The 24,972-nt window shown below is 51.1% G+C and carries 21 protein-coding genes; 13 read left to right on the top strand and 8 right to left on the bottom strand.

Annotation, left to right across the window (positions count from 1 at the left end; all coding sequences use genetic code 11):
* The first annotated feature begins 175 nt into the window (after nt 1-175).
* Nucleotides 176-1,411 (top strand): multidrug effflux MFS transporter, encoded by a 1,236-nt coding sequence (locus tag EHT25_RS19820; RefSeq protein WP_124876854.1) that lies wholly within the window; start codon nt 176-178, stop codon nt 1,409-1,411.
* Between the two features lie 72 nt (nt 1,412-1,483).
* Here the strand turns inward: EHT25_RS19820 and EHT25_RS19825 are convergent, their stop codons facing one another.
* Nucleotides 1,484-1,915 (bottom strand): VOC family protein, encoded by a 432-nt coding sequence (locus EHT25_RS19825; RefSeq protein WP_124876855.1) that lies wholly within the window; start codon nt 1,913-1,915, stop codon nt 1,484-1,486.
* 816 nt (nt 1,916-2,731) lie between these two features.
* Here EHT25_RS19825 and EHT25_RS19830 point away from each other — a divergent pair.
* Nucleotides 2,732-3,127, top strand: a complete 396-nt coding sequence (locus EHT25_RS19830) for a T9SS type A sorting domain-containing protein (protein WP_124876856.1) — start codon at nt 2,732-2,734, stop codon at nt 3,125-3,127.
* A 198-nt stretch (nt 3,128-3,325) separates the two neighbouring features.
* Here EHT25_RS19830 and EHT25_RS19835 read toward each other — a convergent pair whose 3' ends face one another.
* The 4 genes from EHT25_RS19835 to EHT25_RS19850 form a co-directional block, all read right to left on the bottom strand.
* The gene (locus EHT25_RS19835; RefSeq protein ID WP_124876857.1) at nt 3,326-3,814 is read right to left on the bottom strand and encodes a hypothetical protein; all 489 of its coding nucleotides are present in this window, start codon (nt 3,812-3,814) and stop codon (nt 3,326-3,328) included.
* A 142-nt stretch (nt 3,815-3,956) separates the two neighbouring features.
* Complete coding sequence (locus tag EHT25_RS19840; protein ID WP_124876858.1) at nt 3,957-4,199, bottom strand: hypothetical protein; 243 nt, start codon at nt 4,197-4,199, stop codon at nt 3,957-3,959.
* A 229-nt stretch (nt 4,200-4,428) separates the two neighbouring features.
* A complete protein-coding gene (locus tag EHT25_RS19845; protein ID WP_510186268.1) occupies nt 4,429-4,710 on the bottom strand; it encodes a hypothetical protein in 282 nt (93 codons plus the stop codon).
* A gap of 85 nt (nt 4,711-4,795) precedes the next feature.
* On the bottom strand, nt 4,796-5,941 hold the full coding sequence (locus EHT25_RS19850; protein ID WP_124876860.1) for a glycosyltransferase family protein: 1,146 nt from the start codon (nt 5,939-5,941) through the stop codon (nt 4,796-4,798).
* Between the two features lie 194 nt (nt 5,942-6,135).
* Here EHT25_RS19850 and EHT25_RS19855 point away from each other — a divergent pair, with 194 nt between their 5' ends.
* The 3 genes from EHT25_RS19855 to EHT25_RS19865 all read left to right on the top strand — a co-directional run bounded on the left by EHT25_RS19855 (nt 6,136) and on the right by EHT25_RS19865 (nt 9,970).
* A complete protein-coding gene (locus tag EHT25_RS19855; RefSeq protein ID WP_310588764.1) occupies nt 6,136-7,494 on the top strand; it encodes a GH1 family beta-glucosidase in 1,359 nt (452 codons plus the stop codon).
* A 516-nt stretch (nt 7,495-8,010) separates the two neighbouring features.
* Complete coding sequence (locus EHT25_RS19860; RefSeq protein WP_124876862.1) at nt 8,011-9,108, top strand: fatty acid desaturase family protein; 1,098 nt, start codon at nt 8,011-8,013, stop codon at nt 9,106-9,108.
* Between the two features lie 148 nt (nt 9,109-9,256).
* The gene (locus EHT25_RS19865) at nt 9,257-9,970 is read left to right on the top strand and encodes a DUF4369 domain-containing protein (RefSeq protein ID WP_124876863.1); all 714 of its coding nucleotides are present in this window, start codon (nt 9,257-9,259) and stop codon (nt 9,968-9,970) included.
* Here EHT25_RS19865 and EHT25_RS32735 read toward each other — a convergent pair.
* Together EHT25_RS32735 and EHT25_RS19870 are read right to left on the bottom strand one after the other, a co-directional pair.
* Nucleotides 9,959-10,123, bottom strand: a complete 165-nt coding sequence (locus EHT25_RS32735) for a hypothetical protein (RefSeq protein WP_185731420.1) — start codon at nt 10,121-10,123, stop codon at nt 9,959-9,961. The genes EHT25_RS19865 and EHT25_RS32735 overlap by 12 nt on opposite strands.
* 86 nt (nt 10,124-10,209) lie before the next feature.
* Nucleotides 10,210-10,656 carry a hypothetical protein gene (locus tag EHT25_RS19870; RefSeq protein ID WP_124876864.1) on the bottom strand — a complete coding sequence of 149 codons (447 nt, stop codon included), beginning with the start codon at nt 10,654-10,656 and terminating at the stop codon, nt 10,210-10,212.
* A 293-nt stretch (nt 10,657-10,949) separates the two neighbouring features.
* On the opposite strand from EHT25_RS19870, the gene EHT25_RS19875 reads away from it, so the two are divergent.
* The 6 genes from EHT25_RS19875 to EHT25_RS19900 all read left to right on the top strand — a co-directional run bounded on the left by EHT25_RS19875 (nt 10,950) and on the right by EHT25_RS19900 (nt 19,614).
* Nucleotides 10,950-11,621, top strand: a complete 672-nt coding sequence (locus EHT25_RS19875) for a response regulator transcription factor (RefSeq protein WP_124876865.1) — start codon at nt 10,950-10,952, stop codon at nt 11,619-11,621.
* A gap of 69 nt (nt 11,622-11,690) precedes the next feature.
* The gene (locus tag EHT25_RS19880; RefSeq protein WP_124876866.1) at nt 11,691-13,046 is read left to right on the top strand and encodes a HAMP domain-containing sensor histidine kinase; all 1,356 of its coding nucleotides are present in this window, start codon (nt 11,691-11,693) and stop codon (nt 13,044-13,046) included.
* A 319-nt stretch (nt 13,047-13,365) separates the two neighbouring features.
* Nucleotides 13,366-13,644 carry a hypothetical protein gene (locus EHT25_RS19885; RefSeq protein ID WP_124876867.1) on the top strand — a complete coding sequence of 93 codons (279 nt, stop codon included), beginning with the start codon at nt 13,366-13,368 and terminating at the stop codon, nt 13,642-13,644.
* A 139-nt stretch (nt 13,645-13,783) separates the two neighbouring features.
* A complete protein-coding gene (locus tag EHT25_RS19890) occupies nt 13,784-14,866 on the top strand; it encodes an efflux RND transporter periplasmic adaptor subunit (RefSeq protein ID WP_124876868.1) in 1,083 nt (360 codons plus the stop codon).
* A 115-nt stretch (nt 14,867-14,981) separates the two neighbouring features.
* Nucleotides 14,982-18,188, top strand: a complete 3,207-nt coding sequence (locus EHT25_RS19895; protein WP_124876869.1) for an efflux RND transporter permease subunit — start codon at nt 14,982-14,984, stop codon at nt 18,186-18,188.
* Nucleotides 18,178-19,614 carry a TolC family protein gene (locus EHT25_RS19900; protein WP_124876870.1) on the top strand — a complete coding sequence of 479 codons (1,437 nt, stop codon included), beginning with the start codon at nt 18,178-18,180 and terminating at the stop codon, nt 19,612-19,614. Before EHT25_RS19895 ends, EHT25_RS19900 begins: the two co-directional genes overlap by 11 nt.
* A 132-nt stretch (nt 19,615-19,746) precedes the next feature.
* Here the strand turns inward: EHT25_RS19900 and EHT25_RS19905 are convergent, their stop codons facing one another.
* A complete protein-coding gene (locus EHT25_RS19905; RefSeq protein ID WP_124876871.1) occupies nt 19,747-21,624 on the bottom strand; it encodes a heparinase II/III domain-containing protein in 1,878 nt (625 codons plus the stop codon).
* Nucleotides 21,625-21,822: 198 nt separating this feature from the next.
* Between EHT25_RS19905 and EHT25_RS19910 the strand changes: the two genes are divergently transcribed.
* Both EHT25_RS19910 and EHT25_RS19915 read left to right on the top strand, forming a co-directional pair.
* Nucleotides 21,823-23,193 carry a Gfo/Idh/MocA family protein gene (locus tag EHT25_RS19910; protein WP_124876872.1) on the top strand — a complete coding sequence of 457 codons (1,371 nt, stop codon included), beginning with the start codon at nt 21,823-21,825 and terminating at the stop codon, nt 23,191-23,193.
* Entirely contained in the window at nt 23,194-24,909 is a 1,716-nt protein-coding gene (locus tag EHT25_RS19915) for a hypothetical protein (protein WP_124876873.1), read from the top strand.
* The last annotated feature ends 63 nt before the right edge of the window (nt 24,910-24,972 follow it).

Here is a 24,972-nt window from a genome sequence, read left to right on the forward strand (position 1 = left end):
GATGACTTTTTGCTTTGGTAAATCACCGGTTTGTGTTCAAAAAGAAATGTCCCTCAATTATCGTGGTTTATCACAATTCGCGAAGGCTTATTTGTCGATTATCTAAAAAAAATACAAATTTGGGAACAATCATAACCGGATGAGCGTCTTTAAGACAGAACTTCCACCGCAATTTATGACGCGCCGACAGCCTGTTGTCGTCATCCTGATTTTAGGGATATTGACGACGATCAGTCCATTTTCCATCGACATGTATTTGCCGGGTTTTCCGGCCATTGCCAAAAGTCTGAACACGACCATCGATCAGGTTCAGCTTTCCTTGACGGCTTACCTGATCGGTATTTCATTTGGACAGCTCCTGTATGGCCCGTTGCTGGATCGCTATGGGCGGAAAATGCCGCTTTACGCGGGTTTGGTGTTGTACCTGACGGCATCGCTGGGTTGCGCACTCACCACGTCGATTGAAACATTGATTATGATGCGGCTTTTGCAGGCACTCGGCGGATGCGTCGGTTTGGTGGCGGCTCAGGCGCTGGTTCGCGACCTGTTTCCGGTTACCCAGACGGCCCAGGTGCTGTCGTTGCTGGTGCTGGTGATGGCGGTTTCTCCCATGATTGCCCCAACCGTGGGCGGGTATACCACCGTTGCGCTCGGCTGGCATTCGATCTTCCTGATTCTGGCGGCCATCACGGCGCTGATTCTGGTCGCTATCTATTTTGTGTTACCAGACGGAAAAAAAGCCGATCCATCGCTGTCACTTCGTCCTAAAGCCGTATTGAGTAGTTTCCTGACGGTTTTAAAACAACCCCAGTTCCTGACCTACACCCTGGTGGCCGGCATCGCAACCTCCGCCCCATTTGCATATATTGCGGGCTCGCCCGATGTGTTTATGAACCTTTACCACGTGAGCGAGCAGGAGTACGGCTGGATTTTTGCCTTTTTAGCCATTTCCATCATTGCACCCACGCAATTGAATCACATCCTGCTGAAGCACTTTCGGAACGAACAAATCATTTTCGTTACGCTGAGTTATCAGTCGATTGTCGGACTGCTGATGGTGTGGGGAACCTGGGCAGGCTGGTTCGGTCCGTATGGTTTGATTGCGGTTTTATTCCTGTTTTTGACCGGACAGGGGTTGACCGGGCCGAATGCATCGGCGCTTTCGCTGGCCCCCTTTTCGCGCCATGCGGGCAGTGCCGCAGCCTTGATGGGGAGTTTTCGCATGGGCATTGGCGCGCTGGTTTCGGCTGCAGTGAGTGTATTCCACAATAATACCGCCATTCCGATGGTGGGGACGATGACGGTTTGTGTGGTGAGTGGCCTGGCGATTTACCTGACTGGAAATCGCGTTATTCAATACCGCAACCGGAAATTTGGTCTGGAAGAATCGCTTTCCGAAGTGACGTTATAAACTCTTTTCCGTGAAAAAGCCGTAGAGGATAAACCACTACGGCTTTTTTATTTCTGGAATAAATTTGAATGCTTAGTTACTGACTGCTGCCGTCGGTTGCTCCTGATTAAGGGCTGCGGGGTCCATCCACATGACTTCCCACAAATGCCCGTCGAGGTCCTCAAAGCCGTGTCCGTACATGAAGCCCTGATCCTGTTTTTCGTTGGGCGTTTTTCCACCGGCGGCCAGGGCTTTGCTAACCAGATCATCGACGGCTTCGCGGCTGTCGGCCGAAAGGCAAATGATCGATTCGGTGGTTTTAGTCGCGTCGGCAAGTTCCTTTTTGGTAAACGACTTGAAGAAGGGCTCCACCAGCAGCATGACAAAGATGTCTTCGCTAATGATCATGCAGGTGGCTTTTTCGTCCGTAAACTGCGGATTGAACGTGTAGCCGAGGCTGGTGAAAAACGCGACAGATTGGTTCAGGTCTTTAACGGGCAGGTTTACAAAAATTTTAGTTGCCATCGTATTTGAGGTTTAAAGTTTACCTGACAAAAGTACGCGCCTGCCCTGAAAACCGGGGAGTGCGAATGCGACAAGAAGCGGGTTAAATGCGACTTTTTGCAAGGATTAATTTTTTGAAATTTAACTAACTTTAAAAAGCGCGTAACTGAAATCCGAACCAATCTGGAAAAGCTCATTTATGCCATGAAAACCGTTCACAAAGTCACGGAAACCACCCAATAGGCACTTTTTTGGGACGAAGAATGGTGACGTAAAGCCATTGAAGAATTGGATACCCGAAACATGACACCCGGAGAACGGTTTCAGTTCGCCCGAATCACCGCGATCAATGCAGAAGTGGTTTATCCCGAGAAACGGAAAATTGGGAAAGCAACTTTACTCGTAAAAACCGATGCGATTTAGAAAGCACTCAAACGCGGAAAACGTTCGATTGAAGAAATGGCAGAAGATCACGTAGTTTCACAGGAGTTTGTCATTGACATCCAAAACCGAATTAGTCAAGGTAAATAGAAGGTAAAATCGCTGAAATGGGGCCTTCTGACACTGTCAAACCAGATTGATTTTGTCCGATTAGGCAACTTTTCTCCACCTTTCCTGTAGGCTCTCCCATAAATCGAATCCTCTTCCTGCTCTAATCCAGCCGTTTTTATTTTATCCGATTATTTAACCACTCATCCCGGTATTTTTGCCAACAAAGTACTATGTATTGCAAGGTACCTTATATTATCCTTACCTTTGAATCATCAAAATAGCCCAATAGATACCGGTTACAACAGCAAACAACAAAGAACAGAATACACACTAACAACAGATACCATGAAAACAGTACTTGCCTCCGCTCTGATTGCACTGACTTTTGCCACTTCTTCGATCGCCTTTGCCGACGATAACAGGGAAAACGCCGAGCTGAAATCTTCCTTTCAATCGGCGGTTTATCCCATTGTCAACACGATGAAGTTGAACATCAATATCAACAAGGCGAAAGAGAGCAAGGTTGCCATTCGATTGATCGACGAAGCGGGGCAGACGCTGACGGTTTTGAAATTAGGCCAGGACAACGAGTCGTCGAACATCCGGTTTGATCTGAATAATCTGGAAGACGGCATCTACAAAGTGGAGATTTCCGACGGCATCCGAACAGAAGTCAAAACCGTTAAAGTGCAAACCGCCACTCCTGTGGCTGAGCCGGTACGTGAAGTGAGTTTGAATTGATCGGCCGCGAACCTTCACGATTTGATAACCCGCCGACAGCCGGATACGTGGTACATTTGTATCCTTTCGTATCTCATGTTCATTGGGTATTCTAGACAGTCTGATGGCTTCCGGCAGGTCTGTTTCAATGATTTAGATTAGAATCGACAAATCCCGACAGCTTGCCGGGATTTGTTTTTTTACGGTTTTGGAAGGGAGTTAGTTTCCGGCGACCCGGTATTGCAGATGCCGGACCTGGGACTGAAATTCGGCGATGTGTTGGGAAAGCGCGCGAACCGACGCTTTCCGGAGCAGCATTTTCCGGAACACCAGACAATGATTTAACAAAACCGGTTGATTCACCGTCTGTTTGGCTGAACGAATCCCCGGGCCGGAGGACGATAGCAGCGTCACTTCCTGCGTCTGTTGCCGGATTTGCTCGTTCAGGTCCAGCAATACGGTTTCGGCTTCTCCGGTCATGACGGCCAGCCGCAGAACACTCACGGACGAATCGAGGGAAGAAAGGGAACGGAGATGGAGTTGTTGAATTCGGGGGGCGATGGTACGGGATGGCGTGAGTACGGAGGAAACGGGTGCCGCCAGTCCGGAAAATCGCCAGGCGCCCCAGCCGGCCAGAATCATGAGTAAGCCCAACCAGAATACCTGATTGAGTCGTCGGAGGAGAAGTTCACGCAGAGATTGAGTCACGCACGGGGTCAGGATGTTTGCGTAAAGTTCCGAGTTGGAAATGACCTCAGCGTGAAGGCAATGTGAACGCTTTGCGAAATTTTTAGAGTGGCGCGTTCAAAGCAATGGCCCGGAAGGAGATTCTCCCGGGCCCTTGTTGGCATTAAGCGAGTGCGATTTCAGGTTTCTTTTTAGCGCCTTTTTTGGCTTTCGCCGGCTTTTCTTTTCCTTGTTTCACTTTCTCCTTTGCTTCTTTTTTGGAAGCCTTGATTAACTTGGCCGCGAGTTTCTTTGCGGATTGTTCGATCACTTTCTTGATCTTCTTGGTCTGTTCACCCATTCCAGCCAATGCTGATTCAACAGAATTGGAAATATCGGTAGCCAGAGCCTTTTTTTTGGCCTTCATACTGTGTGTTGGTTTTGACGCTAAAACGAGTAGAAAAAATCTACAAACAAATACCAAAAAAAATGCACAAACAAAAGACTACTGTTAAGTTTTTGTTAAGTTTTTGGATAGAAAAAGCGGAAAATCGGGCGCATTGGAGCGACTATTTGCTGGAAACAGCTGCGGTTTCCACCCCCGGAAGGCGGTTTTTTCGGTAAACGTTCGGTCGTAGCAATCCCGGGCGCGGACCTCAATGGTATGCTCGCCAACCGGCAGATTGCCCCCGAGTCGGGCTTTCCCAGATGGGAGCGGAGGGTTTGGTACCCATCAGCGGTGGTACGGCAGAGTCGTACCGATACCGCACGCCGGGCAAACCGGGGTCGGCTTCGTCAACGCACGTCATGAGTTTCGAGTTCCCCTCGCCAATCCGGTATTCCAGCGCGTCGAGCTTACTACCCTGAAAGAAGTTGACATACAGTTCGTTACGGCCCACCTGACCTTTGGCAATTGCTTTGGGAGTATACAATCCGATCTGGTAGGTTTATCGATTTATTAACAAAAGAAACCGCCAAACAGCGCGCCGGTCGGCGGTTTTAGGATGATCGTAGATCTTCGATTTAGGAGCCGCTTCCGGCTGCTGAGAGAACCTCGGGGTGTTGGCTGGAGTTGGTTGATTTGGATTGAATGGCTCGGTTCATAGCCGCCAGAAACAAATAATACCCTTGCGCGTACCAGGCCCGGAACTGCTCGCTGGTTTCGGTCGAATAGCGGGGAATAAAATCAAGTAAAGGGTTCAAGTCAAAGGTGTTCGCTCCAAGGCCAACACCCGCCCGCTCGCCATCCAGGGCGTTGCAGGCCTGTTCGAAATGGTTGGGCTGCGGAATCATCAGAACGGGTTTACCCATGTAAAAAGCTTCGCAAACCGACTCAAAACCGGCGGTCGTTACAACCGCCCGACAGCCCTGCATGGCGTCCAGAAACCGCTGGCCGTTGATGGCGTGGTACGTCAGGGTTTCGTCGATGCGTTCTTCCGTTGCCTGAGTCCCCGAATGAAACACACGAAGCGGGATAGCCGGATGCTGCCGATGCGCCCGAACGAGCTCAGCAACCAGACCCGGCTGGGTGGTATAGGCCAGAAAAAAGTCGCCCGAGGCCGGTTTCCGATCAAGCACTTCCTGGCGCAGAAGGGGGGGCACTACCCGCAGACGACTGCCCGGAACGTCGGGTTGCTGGTCGAACGACAAGGCCAGCATTTCGCGGGCTCCCCAGGCCGTGAAACGGGAAGTCAGTTTGAATAGCAGCCGGTCCATGTACTGACCCGCCGGAAATTGAAACTGCGGGTGGAAAGCCAGATATTGATGTGCTACGCAAATCATGGGTACCGATGGCCGGTAAAAACCGTACGTCAAACCGCCCAATAGCTCGTAAAAATTGACCACCAGATCCGGTTTTTGGGATTCGATTACATCCCGAATCTGGCGGATGCTACGCCGGTAGGTGCGCGCATTCAGGAGTGCTTTCCAGGTGGTTTTGGAGGGTTGGAGTGCGTTGGTCCGGGTGTGATAGACCAGACCGGGACTGGGTAAAGGCGTGATCGGAGCCGGAAACTGTTCGCTGAAAAAAGTAGGTGTCGGGCGGTTGTGGGTGACGCCAACCAGGGCGCCAATGACTTCATGTCCGGCGGTTTCGACCAGTTGCGCCAACGACAGTGCCTGCGTCAAATGACCGCGACCTTCGCCCTGTACCAAAAACAAAATGCGCATAAGCGAATGAGTGAGTGGTTTTTCGAAAGCGAAGCTACGTTTCAGGTATTACATGAATTTTACGGTCAGATTACCGATCGGCGGACTTTGGGCGGTTTTTAAGAATTTCCTTAACACTTTCATAATAAACCTCTTTACGGGTTGCTGATGGAAACGCGCTAACTTTCCGCGTTCAATTTGTCCTTTGTACGCTGTTGCCGACTTCATCACTTCCTTTTTCCCGCCACGATTTCGGAGCCGATTTTGTCTGGGGCGCGGCCACCGCAGCCTACCAGATCGAAGGAGCTCACCAAACCGACGGACGCGGAGCTTCCATCTGGGACACCTTTACGCACGACAACCGCTGGAGACGCTTCCGGGATCACGGCGACGTAGCCTGCGAATTCTATCAGCGTTACGAATCGGATCTGATTCTGCTGAAAAGCATGGGTTTTCGGGCTTTTCGGTTTTCTCTGTCGTGGTCCAGAATCCTGCCCGATGGAACGGGGCGGGTCAACGAGCCGGGGCTGGCTTTTTACGACCGGCTCATCGATACCTGTCTGGCAATGGGAATTGAACCCTGGGTCACGCTCTACCACTGGGATTTACCGCAGGCGTTCGAAGCCAAAGGTGGCTGGACCAACCGGGCCGTAATCCGCTGGTTTTCCGAATTCGTGGAGTGCTGCACCAAAGCGTTCGGGCATAAAGTAAAAAACTGGATGGTGCTGAATGAACCGCTGGTTTTTACGGCGGGCGGTTATTTTGCCGGAATTCATGCCCCGGGCCGGAGGGGATTGTGGAATTTTCTGCCTGCGGTGCATCACGCCGTTATTTGCCAGGGCGAGGGGGGGCGGATTATTCGTCGGAATGTGCCCAATGCCCGGATTGGTACCACGCTTTTTTGCGCCCCCGTCGAGCCACACACCCAATCGATTCGGGATGTTCGGGCGGCTGCACGGATTGATGCACTGGGAAACCGGCTGTTCATCGAACCCAGTCTCGGTCTGGGCTATCCGGTTCAGGAAGCGCCTTTGTTGAAACAGATTCTGACGAAATACGCCAATCTGGGCGATTTACAGCGGGCGGTTTTTGATTTTGATTTTATTGGTCTGCAAAACTATTTCCGGCTGGTGGTGCGGCACGACTGGTTTACGCCGTACGTCTGGGCGCGGGAAGTAAAACCACGACAACGCGAAGTTTCCGAAATCACGGCGATGGATTGGGAAGTGTATCCGGAAGGCATCTATCAGGTCATTCGTCAGTTTTCGGCTTACGAAAACGTGAAAGAAATCATCATTACGGAAAACGGCTCGGCATTTCCGGATCACGTTCACAATGGCCGGGTCGATGATGCGCAACGGGTGGCATTTTACCAGAATTACCTCCGTCAGGTGCTCCGCGCCAAACAGGAAGGCTTCCGGGTCGGCGGGTATTTTGCGTGGTCGTTGATGGATAATTTCGAGTGGGCGGAAGGATACCGGCCCCGCTTCGGTCTGGTGTATGTCGATTACCCGACGCAGCGACGGATTGTGAAGCAGTCCGGGGAGTGGTTTCGGGAGTTACTGACAAGGTAAAGTGGCAGGACGGTTTCCAGTCCGAATGGACGGAATATTGCAATTTTTTACCGGTTTATGAAAAATAATTCTAAAAAAATGGTGATAACGGCCTTCTTTTCTACTCTATGTAACTGAAAGACACGTGTTTTTCATCATAGGTTGGTAGTGTACAGACTCCGGCATTTTGTCGGAGTTTTGTATTTCTGTTTATAAGCCGCTGTTTCCCTGCTGATTAGCTAAATAATGCGTCGACCGTTTGTATAAATTAATCCATGCACTTATTGAATATTTAAAATTGGGTGGTAAATTTCCACGTTGTAAACGTTCAAAAACAGTCTTGTTCGGCCTGACACACTTCATTGAAACCCCAACATTGATTCGAAAATATAGTTATTAATGATGTTCGCTGGTTTTTCAGATAAACCCCGCCTGAGTACTTTTATACCATTGGCATCATCTTTGGCCGAAGGGACTATCTGCCCAATCCGAAGAGAGTTTCAGGAAACCGGTCGGCTCGTCAACTGATTTTATTTGATGCAAACACCCGTAAAATTTAACAATGCTGGTCGGTCGCAATTTTTTGCCACCGCTCGTCGCCGAGTTGATGCCTATTTCAAGGAAAACAATATTTCGCCCAATGCCAACTTCGCGATGTGGTTCAAAACCATCTTCTTTTTGGGCGGCTATGCACTCCTGTTTGGCCTGATCATTTCCAACCTGTTCAACGCCTGGACCATGTTGGGCTTAGCGGTTTTGCTGGGCATTTTCGCGGCTTTTATTGGCTTCAATGTATCGCACGACGCCATGCACGGGGCGTTTTCGTCCCGAAACTGGCTCAACAAAATACTGAGCGGTAGTTTTTACTTTATTGGAGCCAATCCGTACGTCTGGAAGATTTCGCACAATATTGTTCATCATACCTATACGAATATTTTTGGCCACGACGAAGACATTGATGTGGCCCCGGGTCTGATTCGGCTGGAAGATGGGGAGGAATACCGGCCGTGGCAACGCTACCAGCATCTGTACGCTTTGCCCCTGTATTCCCTGACGTCGCTCTCGTGGGTATTTCGGAAAGATTTTGTGAAGTTTTTTCAGAAAAAAATTGGACAGCACGCCAACCCCCGCCATCCCCGACACGAATACATCACCTTGTTTGCCACCAAAGCCGCTTATTATTTCTGCTTTTTGGTGCTGCCCTATCTGGTGCTGGACCTGGCCTGGTGGCAGGTTGCACTGGGTTTTGTCGTGATGCACCTCGTAGAAGGCGCGCTCATCGCCATCGTTTTCCAGATGGCCCATTTGGTGGAGGGCACGTCATTCCCGGTTCCGGTCAATGGCCTGAGCATTCAGGAGGCTTGGGCGGTGCATCAGTTGCGCACGACCGCTAATTTTGCCCCCCGGAGCAAAACCGCTGCCTTTTTCTGCGGTGGTTTAAATCGCCAGATTGAACACCATTTGTTTCCGAAAGTTTGCCATATTCATTATCCGGCCATCACGGACATTGTTCGGCAAACTGCCAAAGAATTTGAATTGCCTTACCTGGAAAACCGCACGTTCCTTTCCGCGTTGCACTCGCATTACCGGATTCTGAAACGGCAGGGCCGGGCAGAACTCGCTGAAGCCGCGTAGAAGTACCCACGGACTGGTAGTCCGTGCGATCTTAAGCATAATTAACGTTCTGGAATAATAAGGATTCCACGGACTACCAGTCCGTGGGTACGTGTAATAAAAACCGCTTTTATTCGTCTTTGCAGGTAGAGACCTTAATCTTCTGCTCATGAAATCCTGCCTGTTAGTCTTTGTCCCGCTTCTTCAGTTTATTTCAGGGATCTGTTTCGCGCAGCAAAACGGCTACCGCGTCAACGGCCATATTCTGGGACTGCCCGACCAGACAAAACTGTATCTGATCGACGGCGGTAAACGCAAAATCATCGATTCTGCGGTGGTTCAGCAGGAACGGTTTGTGTTGAACGGCTACATGCCCGAAACAGCGCATACTTATCTGTACGCTGGAAAAGGCAGCGTAAGTATGAAACTGGCGGATATCCTTTTAGATAACCGGACAGTGGAGGTCGAAGGAACAAAACCGGTCTATGACAGTGTGGTTGTCCGTGGATCGGACATCGACCGGCTTTGGAAAGAGTGGTGGAAAGAAGACCAGCAAATTGGATATCAGCGGTTTCGAATCAAACAGGTGTATGAATCCCTGGTGGCCAAAAAGGACACGGCCAACGCCGGTCAACTGAAGAAACTAATCGACGAAATGACCGTCAACCGCATCGATTTACTAAAGTCTTACGTCAGGCGGCACCGAACCACAGCGGTTGGTGCGGCTTTGCCAACTCTCTGCACCTTAGGAGATTACCTCAGCAAAGCGGATTATTTGGAGTTGTACCAAACGCTGTCGCCAACCTGGCAAAATTCCGGTTTCGGGCGGGAAATCCTGCAACAGGCTGGCCGGAAATCGAACCAAAAACAATTAGCTAAATAGAATCGTCAGGGCAATCATTACAAAGGTGAGGACCACCAGCCAGTCGGGGCGGTTGGGTTGCGGTTTCTTTTGCGATGGTTTTCCGTATTGATTGTAATAGCTGGCAAACCGGGCTGGCCGGGTCTGAAGCGAGTGTTGAAATGGCAGTGTCATGGTTATTTCAGGTTGTTTTACGACCCAAAATTGCCCTTCACTTCTTAAATCAACCTGAATATCAACTTAGAATTTACTTAGAGCCGTTACTTTTCGTACGTTACCGTTTGTTGAAGTACAGTACCACCTTCCGGTTTGAAGGAAACCAGCATAAGCCCCTTTTGGCTGGTTTTCCGGTAGTCCTTCATTTGATCCGAGGTTTTGTAAGGAATGCGGGCGGTTTCGAAACCGAGCATCTTTTTCTTCAAAGAGCCCTGCCCAAATGTAAGCTGGCGAAAACTGGCTTCGGTTAAAGCAGTATCCATTTCTGATACCGTGAAAACCGTATCCTGGCTGGAAATGCCCTGAATCTCAATCAGTAGCAACCCAGTGGCGCTAGTCGGGTTACCTTCTCCATCTACCAGCGCAACCGAAACAACCAACGCATCCGGGCCGTCTTTTCGTACTTCGACTTCTTTCAGTAATTTGGGCGATTGGTCGTTTTTGCAAGCTGCCAGAAGCAGAAGAGCCAGTAAATAGCCAGCGGTTTTCATCGATCGGTCGGGGATAGTCCAGTCTATTAACCTGCCAACCCGAAAATAGTTAAAAAGAGTCCGGGTTTCTCCTGACTAAACTATTCGCGTGCGGTGTCGGCACAATGCGTATCTTTGCAGCGTCTTCGTTGGTGAAATCGATATGGTTTAGAACCAAAGCGAAAAAGACGAGTCTCTAGCCCATCTCTTCATCTATTTTGTTTTGGCTCTCCGTTACATCCCGGCAAACGCGGACGGATAAGCGGTGGAATTCTAACAAAAGTTTGGTAAAAGCGTCTCACGTAATTCTTTTCATGAAAATCCTTTTGGTTGAAGACGAAGAGCGGTTGTCCTCCTTTATCCGCAAGGGCATGCTGGCCGAGGGCTACGAAGTCGAAGTTGCCTACGACGGACAGATTGGGCTGATGCTGTTTCAGAAGGATGTTTATGATATGATCATTCTGGATGTCAACATGCCGCACATCAACGGCATCGAGTTGTGCCGGCTGATCCGGTCGGAAAATGAAACCGTGCCGGTTCTGATGCTGACCGCGCTGGATAGTCTGGCCGACAAGTCGGATGGTTTCAACGCCGGGGCCGACGATTACCTGGCTAAACCGTTTGAATTTCAGGAGTTATTACTGCGCGTTCGGGCATTGACCCGTCGAAATAGCTCAAAATCCAAGCAGATTTTACGGTTGGCCGATCTAGAGCTGAACCTCGACACCCAAACCGTGACGCGGGCGGGCAAACGCATTGAACTGACCACGCGCGAATACGCCCTCATGGAATACCTCATGCTCAATAAAGGCAAAACCATTTCGCGGGTGGACATCAGCGAACGGGTCTGGAACCTGAACTTCGATAGCAATACAAACGTTATCGACGTGTATATCAGTTATTTGCGTAAGAAAATTGACAAGGGGTTTACGCCCAGGTTATTGCATACCATTGTCGGCATGGGCTATGTGCTCCGCGAGGGGTAGTGTTCTTTTTTGTTCGGAAAACCGGATACGGACCGGAGCCGAAAACCGGCTTTTTTTTGACCCAAGTTCATGCTCATTCGAAACCGCCTGACGATCATTTTCACCGTGCTGGCGACGGCCATTCAGGTTACGCTGTCGCTGCTGGTCTGGTATTTCTATTCATTATACCGTCAGGAGGAGTTTTATAGCCGATTGGAGAGTAAAGCCCGGGTCACTGGCCGCGTCCTGATTTCCCGACGTCACCTGCACGATGACTTTTTTAAGAACATGGTCCGCACCGACCTGTTGTCCATTGTCGATGAGCAAATTAGCATCTACGACAGTCGCCATCATCTGGTCTTTACGAACCGCCCGCTGAAGGAATCGAAATTTTACCGGGAAAAGATACCGCAACTCGCCACGAATTCGCTGCTCGAATTCCAGAACGGTCACCTCGAGTCCATCGTGATTCCGTACGAAAACCGGGGGCAGCGGTTTTATATTTTTGCGTCTGGTTACGACCGGATCGGTTTTGCTAAACTGGCGACCCTGCAACAAATCCTGATTCTGGCCAATTTGCTGGGTTTTACGCTGATCGTGCTGGCAGGCTGGTATTTTTCCGGTCGCGTATTAAAGCCCATTTCCCAGATTGTCGATGAAGTGGAGCAAATTACCGCCGTTGATCTGCACAAACGCGTTCACGAAGGAAACCGGCGGGATGAAATCGCCCAACTGGCCATGACGTTCAACCAGATGTTGTTCCGACTGGAGGATGCCTTTGTCTCTCAACGCAGCTTTGTTTCCCACGCTTCCCACGAACTGCGTACTCCGCTCACCAATACGCTGGGAACACTCGAAACGTCCCTGCGGTACGACCAGAATCCGGCCGACTGGCGGGATAGTATGGAGGTGGCCATTGAAGAGCTGAAAAAAGTGATTGCCCTGACCAACAGCCTGTTGGGTTTAGCTAAAGTAACTGACGGAACTGTTTCGCTGACGGCTGTTCAGGTAGATGATTGTTTGCTGACCGCCATCGAGCAGGTTCAACACCGCTATCCGGGCCGGAGTCTGCCGCTTCAGTTTACGACGAGCGAGGAGGATTCGCTCACGGTGAGGGGGAACGCGGCTCTGCTGACAACGGCGTTTTTGAACGTACTCGACAACGCCTGCAAGTATTCAAGCGAAGCGGTTTCGGTGGAATTGCAGGCCAGGGAAGAACAAATAACGGTAACCGTTACCGACCAGGGACGCGGCATTGCCGAAGCCGATACCGCCCATATTCTTGATCCACTGTACCGGGGAAAAAACGTGGTAGGGGTACCCGGTTACGGCATTGGTCTGGCGATTACCCAGAAAATCATTGACTTGCATCAGGGCACAATCCAGATTGCGTCCAAAGTCGATCAGGGAACCTCCGTTACGGTTAATCTGCCCAGCTTTTCTTAATTTCTCTCATTTCCGGCATTCATGGGCCTACAAAAATCGGTGATTCAATCGCCATCTCGGAATAATTGAAACATGATGTTTTGTCTCATTAGTATAATAAATAGAATTTTTTTGTTGCTGCTTTTTTCTGCTTCCTGTTTTCTTTAGAAAGAAATCGCTGAATTCTGTAAAATTTACGACGTTTTGTCTGAAATCGCGGTTGCAATGCTCCGTAGATGAGAAAGCGGTTTTAAACTTTTCTAATATCTTCTAATTTCCTTTTCATTCGGTTTTAATACGCCGGCGCGTGCTTTGTGCCAAAGCAACACAGACACTAGCTATGCATCGCCGGAATTTCCCTTCGATTTTGCTTTACGGCTTTGGACTGGCACTGGCCCTTTCGCTGGTGTTCAATGGCTTTCTTTTGTACCAACAAAACCACCGCAGAAGCCTGGATGATTACGAATTGGACAACTCGGCCAACCTCCTGGTTCAGCAGCAGCTTTCCGACTGTATGCGGGCTAATCTGCAGAAAGACAGCCTGATTCATCAATTGGAGCACCCCCCCAATTTGCCTCCGGGTACGGCGGTTTCGGGGCAGCATCCGCTTTCAAACTAGTTGTCACCTAAACCGTAAACCACCGGCCGGAAACATTCCACTGTTGTGGCAGGCCAACCCAAACAAACCAAACCGAGTGGGCTTCCGCCCGAAACCTATTCACAATTGTCAGTTCAGTTTCGCTAAAAAATAAAATCCGATGAAGAGAGTACTCACGTTCCTAAGTTTGTGTGGCTTGTTATACACGACGGGCTGTACACACCACGAGGAAGAAAAGGAGGAGGAAACCAAGTTTATGGTTACGAGCCCCCTAAAAAGTGACACCACCGTTACCAACCAGTACGTGTGTCAGGTTCGGTCGATTCAGCACATTGAATTAAGAGCCCTGGAAAAAGGCTATTTGCAGAAGATTTTTGTGGACGAAGGCCAGGTGGTGAAACAGGGGCAGATCATGTTCCAGATTCTGCCGATCCAGTACCAGGCCGAGTTGCAGAAAGCCCAGGCCGAAGCCAATTTTGCGGAAGTTGAATACAAGAATACCAAGTCGCTCGCGGATAGCAACATCGTCTCGAAAGCCGAGCTGGCGCTGGCAAAAGCCAAGCTGGACAAGGCGCAGGCCGAAGTAACCGTTGCGAAAGTTCACCTCGGGTTTACGGAAATCCGGGCGCCCTTTACGGGCATCATGGATCACTTCTACGTCCGGGAAGGAAGTCTGCTGAACGAAGGGGACCTGCTGACCACAATCTCCGACAACAGCAAGATGTGGGTGTATTTCAACGTCCCGGAAGCGGAATACCTGAATTATAAAACCCACACGCAACAGGAAAATATGGATCATGTCAACCTGCTGATGGCTAACCAGCAGGTGTTTGATTATCCGGGCGTGGTAAAGACCATCGAAGCCGACTTCAACAACGAAACCGGTAACATTGCTTTCCGGGCCACGTTCCCGAATCCGAAAGGGCTGCTCCGGCACGGCGAAACCGGTAATATCCAGATGACTTTACCGCTCCGAAACGCCCTGATCATTCCGCAAAAAGCCACCTTCGAAGTGCTGGAGAAGAAATACGTGTATGTGTTGGATAAAGACGATAAAATCCGGTCGCGGGAAGTCGTCGTTGCCGCCGAACTGCCGCACATTTTTGTCATAAAAAGTGGCCTGAAACCGGATGACAAGATTCTGCTGGAAGGCTTGCGTCAGGTGAAGGAGAACGAAAAAATACACTACAAATTCGTGAAGCCTGATTCGGTCATCAACAATTTAAGTCTCTATGCGGAATAGGTTAATTAATAATTAACAATGAACAATGAATGGTGAACGGTGGAGTATGAGATGGGCTCCTTATCAGCCTGCTATTCATTTTTAATTATTCATTATTCATTTTACAGAAAAAGACATGTTCAACAAATTCATACGCCGGCCCGTATTTGCCATCGTGATTTCAATCATGATTGTCTTTATCGGGATATTGGCGATCCGACAGTTACCCATTTCCCAATTCCCGGATATTGCGCCGACTACCGTCAATATCTTTATCGCGTATCCCGGCTCGAGTGCCGACGTTCTGGTGAAATCCACGCTGATTACGCTGGAACAGGCCATCAACGGGGTGCAGGACATGCGGTATATCGCGACGGATGCCACCAGTGCGGGGGAAGCAACCCTCCGCATTATTTTTGAACCCGGGACCGATCCGAACGATGCCGTTATCCGGGTGAAAACGCGGGTCGACCAGGTGATGCCGCTGCTGCCCGAACTGGTTCAGCGGGAGGGGGTTATCATTACGCCCATCCAGCCTTCGATGCTGATGTACGTCAATCTCTATTCCAAGGAAAAGAGCATGGACGAAAAATTCCTGTTCAACTACGCTACCGTAAAAATGATCCCCGAAATCCAGCGGACGAGGGGCGTAGCGCGGGCGCAAATCCTGGGTAGCCGCCGGTATGCGATGCGGATCTGGCTCAACCCTGACCGCATGCGGGCCTACAACATTTCGACCGAAGACGTGATGAAGGCCGTTGGCGAGCAAAGTATCATCGGTCGGCCGGGCCGGATCGGGCAAAGCTCCGGTATTGCCGCCCAGTCGCTGGAATATGTACTGACGTACAAAGGCCGGTACAACAAACCGGAAGAGTACGAAGACATTATTATCCGGGCAAACTCGCAGGGGGAAAGCATTCACCTGAAAGACATCGCCACGGTTGAGTTAGGCAGTGAATTTTTCGATATTTATTCAAACCTCGACGGCCATCCATCGGCGGCTATCGTGTTGCGGCAAAACTACGGCAGTAACGCCAGTGAGGTCATCGAAGAAGTTAAAAAGAAGCTTGAGGTGATGCGGGAGTCCTTTCCTCCGGGTATGGATTACCAAATCAGCTATGACGTTTCCAAGTTCCTGGATGCGTCGATCGAGCAGGTGATTGACACGTTGCGGGATGCGTTTATCCTGGTAGCGCTGGTGGTTTTCGTGTTCCTGGGCGATTGGCGGTCTACCCTGATCCCGATCCTGGCGGTGCCGGTTTCGTTGATTGGGGCGTTTTTCGTGATACAGGCCTTCGGGCTTTCCATCAACCTGATTACGCTTTTTGCCCTTGTGTTGGCCATCGGTATTGTGGTGGATGACGCCATTGTGGTGGTGGAAGCCGTGCACGCCAAAATGGAGGAAGAGCCGGAACTAACGCCCTATGGCGCGGTTAAAAAAGTGTTGGGCGAAATTAGCGGGGCCATTATCGCCATTACGGCCGTCATGGTGTCGGTATTCCTGCCCATCTCGTTCATGTCGGGTCCGGTGGGCACATTTTACCGGCAGTTCTCGATTACGATGGCCAGTTCCATTGTCATCTCGGCCCTGATCGCCTTGACACTGACCCCGGTTTTGTGTGCCATGCTGTTGAAGAACCACCACGGACATGCGAAGAAGAAAAACCTGCTGGACCGCGCGATCGGCAGCTTCAACCGGGGCTTTGATAAAATGACCGGCGGATACGTCAGTCTCCTGAAGCGGATTGTGAATCGGCGCGTCGTTACGTTCCTGGTCCTGGCCGCTTTTTGCGTCGGAATTGTCTACGAGAACCAGATTTTGCCCGCCGGTTTTATTCCAAACGAAGACCAGAGTACGATTTACGCCATCATCCAGACTCCGCCCGGTTCGACGCTCGAAAAAACCAACGAGGTTTCGCGACGGCTTCAGAAAATTTGCGAAGAAGTACCGGGAATCGAGTCGGTATCGTCGCTGGCCGGTTACGAGATCATGACGGAAGGTCGGGGGTCCAACGCCGGTACCTGTCTGATCAACCTGAAACCCTGGTCGCAGCGCGACCACAATGTGAAGGAGATCATGGAAGAACTGGAGGTGGCATCCAAGGGCCTTGGTGCGACGGTCGAATTCTTTGAACCACCTGCCATTCCGGGCTTCGGTACGTCCGGCGGTTTTTCCATGCGTTTGCTGGATAAAACCACCGATACCGACTACCGCGAATTTGATATAATCAACAAGGATTTTATGGAGGCTTTGGGCAAACGGAAAGAACTAACCGGTTTGTTTACCTTCTTTGCCGCAAACTACCCGCAGTACGAACTGGAAATTGATAACAAGCTGGCCATGCAAAAAGGCGTGTCGATCGGAAAAGCGATGGATAACCTCAACATCATGATCGGTAGTACGTACGAACAGGGTTTCATCAAGTTCAACCAGTTCTTCAAAGTATACGTACAGTCCGATCCCGCGTTCCGGCGGTTGCCCACCGATCTTTTGAAGCTGTTTGTTAAAAACGATGCGGGTGAAATGGTGCCTTACTCCTCGTTCATGCGGCTGCAAAAAGGGCAGGGGCCGAACGAAATTACCCGGTTTAACCTCTACAACTCGGCAGCTATTCAGGGACTTCCGGCCAAAGGGTATACCACAGCTGATGCGATTCAGGCCATCCGGGAAGTAGCGGCCAAGACGCTGCCCAAAGGCTACGATATTGCGTTTGAAGGTCTTTCCTACGACGAATCGATCCGGGGCAATGAGTCGCTGTACGTGTTCCTGGTGGTGGTAGCCTTCGTTTACCTGGTGCTGGCGGCCCAGTACGAAAGTTTCATTATTCCGCTGGCGGTTCTTTTCTCGCTGCCGGTCGGGATCTTCGGATCGTTTCTGCTGCTGAAACTGATGGGCCTTGAGAACAACATCTACGCCCAGATCGGGCTCATCATGCTGGTCGGTCTGTTGGGTAAAAACGCCGTATTGATCGTCGAGTTTGCGGTGCAGAAGCGCCAGCAGGGCGACACCATTCTGAACGCAGCCATTGAGGGAGCCAAGGTTCGTTTCCGCCCGATCCTGATGACGTCCTTCGCCTTTGTGGCCGGTCTAATTCCGTTGATCGTCGCCAAGGGCGCCGGAGCAATTGGTAACCGAACCATCGGTGCGTCGGCCATGGGCGGCATGCTTTTCGGAACCATTTTCGGGGTCATTATCATCCCGGGCCTGTACTATATATTTGGCAAATTGGCCGATGGAAGGAAGCTGATCAAGGGTGAAGAAGATGATTCTTTAACCGACAATCTGGTCCATTCAGTAGACAGTTTTTCCCAATTTGAAGAAAGTGAGATCAATGAGAAATAATAGAATATGGAACGGGCTGGGCGTATTGGCGCTCATCACCGGACTCAATGCGGCTTGTACGGTTCCCCGCCTGGTTTCGAAAACGGAGAACAAAGCGGTGCCTGCAAGCTTTAACGGCTCGCAGGACACGACGAATTCGGCCCAAACCAAATGGCGGGATTACTTCACCGACCCCAATCTGGCGGCCCTGATCGACAGCGCCTTGTACAACAACCAGGAACTGAACATCACGCTCCAGGAAATTCAGATCTCCAATAACGAAATCCTGGCCCGCAAAGGGGAATACCTGCCGTTTGTGACGGTGGGTGGTGGAAGTGGTGTTGAAAAGGTTTCCCGCTACACCAGTCAGGGAGCGGCCGATGCGGTGACCGACATCAAACCGGGAAAAGCCACGCCGGATGTGTTACCGAACACCTATGTTGGCGCCTTTGCGAGCTGGGAAGTCGATATCTGGCACAAGCTGCGCAATGCGAAGAAGTCCGCCGTGATGAACTACATGGCTTCCATTGAAGGCCGGAACTTTCAGGTGACGAACCTGGTCTCTGAAATCGCGAATTCGTATTACGAACTGATGGCGCTGGATAACCAGCTGGTAATCATCCGGCGGAACATCGATATCCTGACGAATGCGCTTTCGATTATCCGGCAGCAGAAAGAAGCGGCCAAGGTGACGGAACTGGCCGTTCGCCGGTTTGAAGCCGAAGTTTACAAAACGCAGAGCCTTCAGTTCGAGATTCAGCAAAAGATTGTCGAAACCGAAAACCGGATTAACTTTCTGGTCGGGCGTTTTCCGCAACGGGTTCAACGGGATTCCCAGAATTTCGGCACCCTGGTTCCGGCAAAAATTTACGCGGGGGTTCCGTCGCAATTGCTGGAAAACCGGCCGGATGTCCGGCAGGTCGAACGGCAACTGGCCGCCAGTAAAATCGACGTTACGGTGGCCCGGGCCAATTTTTATCCCTCCCTGCACCTTTCCGCTTCGGTGGGGCTGATGGCATTCAACCCGATCTTCCTGTTCAATGCACCCGAATCATTGATCGCGTCGCTGATTGGCGACATGGTTGGTCCGGTTATCAACAAGAATGCCATTACGGCGATGTACAGAAGTGCGAATGCGAAGCAGATTCAGGCCGTTTACAATTACGAGCGCACGGTTTTAAATGCGTACATCGAAGTGGTCAACCAGTTGTCTAACATGGACAATCTGGAAAAAAAGTACAACACGAAAAACAACCAGGTGGAAGCTCTGACCCAGTCCACCAACATTGCGCTCAAGTTGTTCACCTCCGCCCGGGCCGATTACATGGAAGTGCTGCTCACCCAGCGCGATGTGCTGGAATCCCGGATGGAGTTGATCGAAACCCGCATGCAGCAAATGAATGCCCAGGTCAATGCTTACCGGGCGCTGGGGGGCGGATGGCAGTAAGAATGCTGGCCGTAAACCGCTCTCTTCGGAAATTCGTTGCTTTTTTTAATACTTAGAGTTGAAGTAACCCCTGGTCCAGTTTGCATAGGTAGCCGCCAATCCCACAGGTGTTTTTGGGGGATTGGCGGTTTTTTATTTTACCCACTTCTCCAGCGGCTGTACTTTCGGCCGGGCGGTTTTCTCCGCTTTTTCAGGAATCAGCAAAACCGTCAGGGCGGTTTTTGAATTGGCGGGAGCCTTTACTTCAAAACCCACCCGAATCGTGCCGGGATTGGCGGCATCGTAATCGTGGGGTGGTTCGGTCGACCAGGTTTGCAGCGTGACTTTGGCCGGTTCCTGCACTTCCAGAATCAGCTTTTTACCGTCTTTGGTGAGTTCTGCTTTGTTTTTTCCAAGCAGTTTGACGTCGGCAGGGGTTAGCATGGTCCAGCGGACCGTGGTTTCGGCGGGGGCGGTTTCCAACTCATCCCGAACCACCACGTACGCTTTGTTAACCAGCGCAACGCCCCGGACAGCTTTCAACACCGATTGGTTATAAATGGGCGTCAGATCCGCAATGGCGTTCATGAATACCGGCGTTTTCGAGGATGAGGTCATCCGGGCGTCTCCTTCAACTTGCTGCATTTTGTTGTTGATCGTCAGGGTATTATGAACAAAATTGTTGTACCGGAAAACCTGCCAGCGTTGCGAATCCTGTTTTTTGTTCCATAAATCGACGCCTTTTGATTCCAGCGACTCGTAGTCCTGCATCCCAAAATCCATCGCCCAGCGAACCCCATCTGCGTCCATCACAAACGAACCGGCGTCCATGTGGGCGTGATTCATCGACGGACTACCGCCCTTGAATCCCAGGAAAATAGCCGCCGGATCGGTCCAGGACGAGCGCATCAGCGCCACCGGCGTTTTACCGGCTCCGGTCCACATCAATTCTTTCGGTTCTTTCACGGACGAAACGCCCACGCCGGCGCTCCAGAGCATTACCGACGGCAGCAGCCGGTCTTTCACAAACCGGTTGGCGCCGTCGTTCATCAAATGACTTCGCTCCACCCACAGCAACGACGGATCTTTCAGTTTGTTGGCAAACCAGAACATGGACGACTCCAGACCACCCGCCAGACCCGAATCCGAATAATTGAAGGCGTTGCCCGTAGGACCGGTCATGTTTTCCAGGTAAGCAGCGGTTTTCAGAAAACCGGGTTGGGCCGATAAGCCATAATCACTGCCGAAAGCTTTTTCCAGCGCACTGATCAGCATAACGTTGAAGCTGGTGCCGTAGCCCCAGTAACTGTATCCTTCGGGATACGCGCCGTCGGGATTGTAATCGTTCATCGGCAAAGCCACCGAACTGATGGAGCGGTTGATGATGCGTTTGGCCAGTTCCGGTTGATCTTCAAAAATGGCGAGCGCCCCGTAGGCCATTCCGGCATTGCAAACCTGATTCCAGTTGTTGGTCACTTTCAGCCAGCTGTTGTATTTTTCATTCAGGGAAGGTTCGATTCCTTTTTTCAGGATGGCGGTTTTGATCTGATTCCGGGCCGATTCGGACAACCCGTGATACAGCCAGTCGTAGCCAATGGCCACCGCCATCGTCATTTCACCCACGTCCAGAAAATGCGACGGGTTCCAGTCACTGAACGCCGAAATGGCCAGCAACTCTTTCTCGGCGCGCCGGAGGTAATTTTCCTGCTGGGTCATTCGCCAGGCATAGGCCAGAAAGAAAATCCGGCGCAAGCCCTCCCGCGATTTTCCCAGCAACCGCCGTCCAATCTGAATCCGTTCGATGGGCGGGACGTCCATCAGCGCGTCGCACTCGGCCAGGATAATCCCGTGCATTTTCTCCCAGGTTTTGTCCAACCCAACCGTGCGCTTGATCGCATCCTCTTCTCCCTTCAGCAGCAGAATGCGCGGGTGGTTGGGCAGTGAGACCTGGGTGCCAATGTGGTCGGTCTGCGCCCGGGCCGAGGTGAACACCGGCAACAGAGCAACCAGGAACTTCAGGACGGTTTTCATAATAAGTAGAATTAGGAATAGGTTTGTTTTTAGTAGCATAAACCGGTTTTTAGGCGGAGTCTACCCGTTAAAATGGCCCGGTTTTCAAAAGATATTTTTACGAAGTTGGTAGTTTTTTAAAGTTTACTACCTTTATGTAAATTGTACATAATAACAAATTTATAACCCCGGCGTCTACCGTCCGAAACCTTCAATTAAATGGATCTTTTTAACATGAACCGCCGTCGTTTTCTGCAGGGCGCTACGGCATCACTCGCGCTTTCTACGCTGGGTGCCTACGGAATGGATGGTCTCCATCAGGGAAAAACCTGGCGCGTTGCCCTGATCGGAACCGGCTGGTATGGTAAAAGTGACTTGTTCCGACTGATTCAGGTAGCTCCCGTTGAAGTCATTGCCCTCTGCGATGTTGACAAAAATCAACTGGATGCAGCGGCCAAACTCGTCAGTCAGCGTCAGAAATCCGGCAAAACGCCCAAACTTTATGGTGATTACCGGAAACTGCTCGCCGAAAACCAACTGGATATTGTCCTGATCGGAACGCCGGACCACTGGCATGCCTTGCAGGCAATTGATGCCGTAAAAGCCGGTGCAAACGTATACGTACAAAAACCGATCAGCGTCGATGTTATGGAAGGGGAAGCGATGGTAGCGGCTGCCCGGAAATATAAAAAAGTAGTGCAGGTAGGCACCCAGCGCAAAAGCACCCCTCACCTGATAGAAGCCAAAAAGAACATTGTTGATGCGGGATTATTAGGTAAAATATCGCACGTTGATATGTGCTGCCACATTCACATGCGGGCGAATGGCAATCCGCCAACGCAGGCTGTTCCGGATTTTCTGGACTACGAAATGTGGACCGGCCCGGCTCCGCTGCGCCCTTACGACGGATTGCCCCACATTCGCTGGTGGCGGACTTTCAAAGAGTACGGCAACGGCATCATGGGCGACATGTGTATTCACATGTTCGACACGGTTCGCTGGATGCTGAAACTCGGCTGGCCAACCCGCATTAGCTCGGAAGGCGGTATTTACGTGCAGAAAGAAGGAAAATCCAATATTCCCGATACCCAGTCGGCGGTTTTTGAATATCCCGAACTGAACTGCGTCTGGTCGCAGCGGAGCTGGGGAACGCCGACTAATCCGGATTATCCTTGGTCGTTTACATTGTACGGCGAAAAAGGCACCTTGTGGGCCAGCACCATGCAGTACGACTTTATTCCGCAGGATAAAAACGGAAAGAAAATTCACAAAGACGTCATCTACGAAAAAGAGAAATACCCCGAAGATCTGACCGAAGAGCGCATCGAGTTGAACGCAGCTCCGGCCACCCGTCTGCACATGCTTGACTTCCTGGCGGCCATTGAAAAAAACAGTCGTCCGGTAGCCGATATCGAAGAAGGGCACATTTCAACCGCAAGCTGTATTCTGGCCAATATTTCCATGCAAGTTGGGCGGCCGGTTGTGTATGACCCCGTGAAACGGGAAGTCGTCGGCGACCGCGAAGCCACCGGCCTGCTGATGCGCCCGTACCGCAAACCGTGGACACACCCTGATCCGAAGAAAGTATAGATGGATCGGAGAACATTTGTACGCATTGGAACGGCTTCGCTGTGCAGTCTGCCCGTTCTGACCACTGCCAGTTGGGCCCGTTCTTTCGCCATTCCCGCCGAAACAAAACCCGGCTGGCTGCTCGAAGTAATTAAGGCGAATGATCAGCAGATCGATCAGATCCGGGCGCACCGGGTCAAAGAGTCCGGTAATCCGGCATTTGGGGGCTTCAAGGATGGCGAAGATATTCCAAATCCGCAATCCACCGCCGATTTTGTCCGGCGTTGCTGTTGCGCTATTTCCTGCCCGGAATCCACGTTTTACCGCTCGAAAGAACTCCTGACCGAAACCGGTCAGGCGGTTCAGTACCTGCTCAAAGTTCAGCACGCCGACGGTACCATCGATTTGCCCGCTACGAATTTCCATTCAACGCCCGATACCGGTTTCATTGTCAAGCGCTTAACGACCGCTTATTCGTTGTTGAACCGTTCCGGCGCACCGGGGATGGAAACGGTTTTGCTGCCGTTGAAAACGTTTTTGCAACGGGCAGGGGAGGCCCTGACCGTCGGTGGTATTCACACGCCCAACCACCGCTGGGTGGTGTCGGCGGCTTTGACCAAACTGAATGCGCTCTGGCCCGACCCCCGTTACGTCAAACGCATCGAGCAATGGCTGGGCGAACACATCGACCTGGACGAGGACGGGCAGTTTAACGAACGCAGCACGTTGATTTATTCGCCCCTGACCGACCGCCTGCTGATCACGATTGCGAAAGGAATGAACAAGCCGGAACTGTTCGACTATGTTCGGAAAAATCTGGCGATGACGCTCTATTACATTCACCCGAACGGGGAAGTGGTTTCGGATGCTTCAGGAAGGCAGGACAAAGCGCTGGTCGGGACACTGGAAGGCTATTATTATCCGGCGCGGTTTATGGCGTTGCGGGATAAAAACGGGGAACTGGCCGCGCTGGCCCGCCAAATCGAGAAAACCGTGCTGCTGAAAGGTGTCTATTTTCTCGACTATTTTCTGGATGACCCGGCTTTCTGGAACGAATTGCCGCCTGACAAACCGCTGCCCACGAATTACGTGAAACCCTTCCCACATTCGGGACTGGTCCGGATTCGGCGGGGGAACTGGGATAGCACGATTTTAAAAACCAACCCGGTTTTTATGACGTTTTCGAAAGGCGAAGCGGTTTTGCAGGGCCTGCGGTTTTCGGCTTCCTTTTTCGGAAAAGGCCAGTTCCAAACCGAAAACATTGAGAAGCAGGGCGACAGCTGGGTATTGACACAATCGTTAAAAGGCCCTTATTACCAGCCGGTTGCCAAAAATGAAATCGACCCGGACGGCAATTGGGAAAAAATGCCCCACGCCAAACGGAAGCAATCCGACATACAGGCATACGAAGCGAAAGTGACAGTTCGGGAAACCAGCAATGGGATGGAGGCTCAAATCCAGATTACCGGCACCGAGAATATCCCGGTTTCCGTCGAGCTGATCTTCCGGGCGGGCGGTACGCTGGCCGGCGTGACGAAGCATCCGACCCGCGCCAATGCCCATTTGTTGAGTGGCGAATCCGGTTCATATACAGTTGGAAAGGACACGATTACGTTTGGTCCCGGAAAAGCCCTGCACAAAAATGTGGTGTTGCGGGGCGCTTTGCCACCGATGGATGCTCCGACGGTTTACCTGACCGGTTTTACACCCTTTCAGCATACCATCAAACTTTCGTAGCTGACCCTATTCCACAAAAAAGCCGGAAAACCATCACTTACTACGGTTTTCCGGCTTTTTTGT

It is taken from the genome of Larkinella rosea (assembly GCF_003858635.1).
In the GTDB taxonomy this organism is placed as follows: domain Bacteria; phylum Bacteroidota; class Bacteroidia; order Cytophagales; family Spirosomataceae; genus Larkinella; species Larkinella rosea.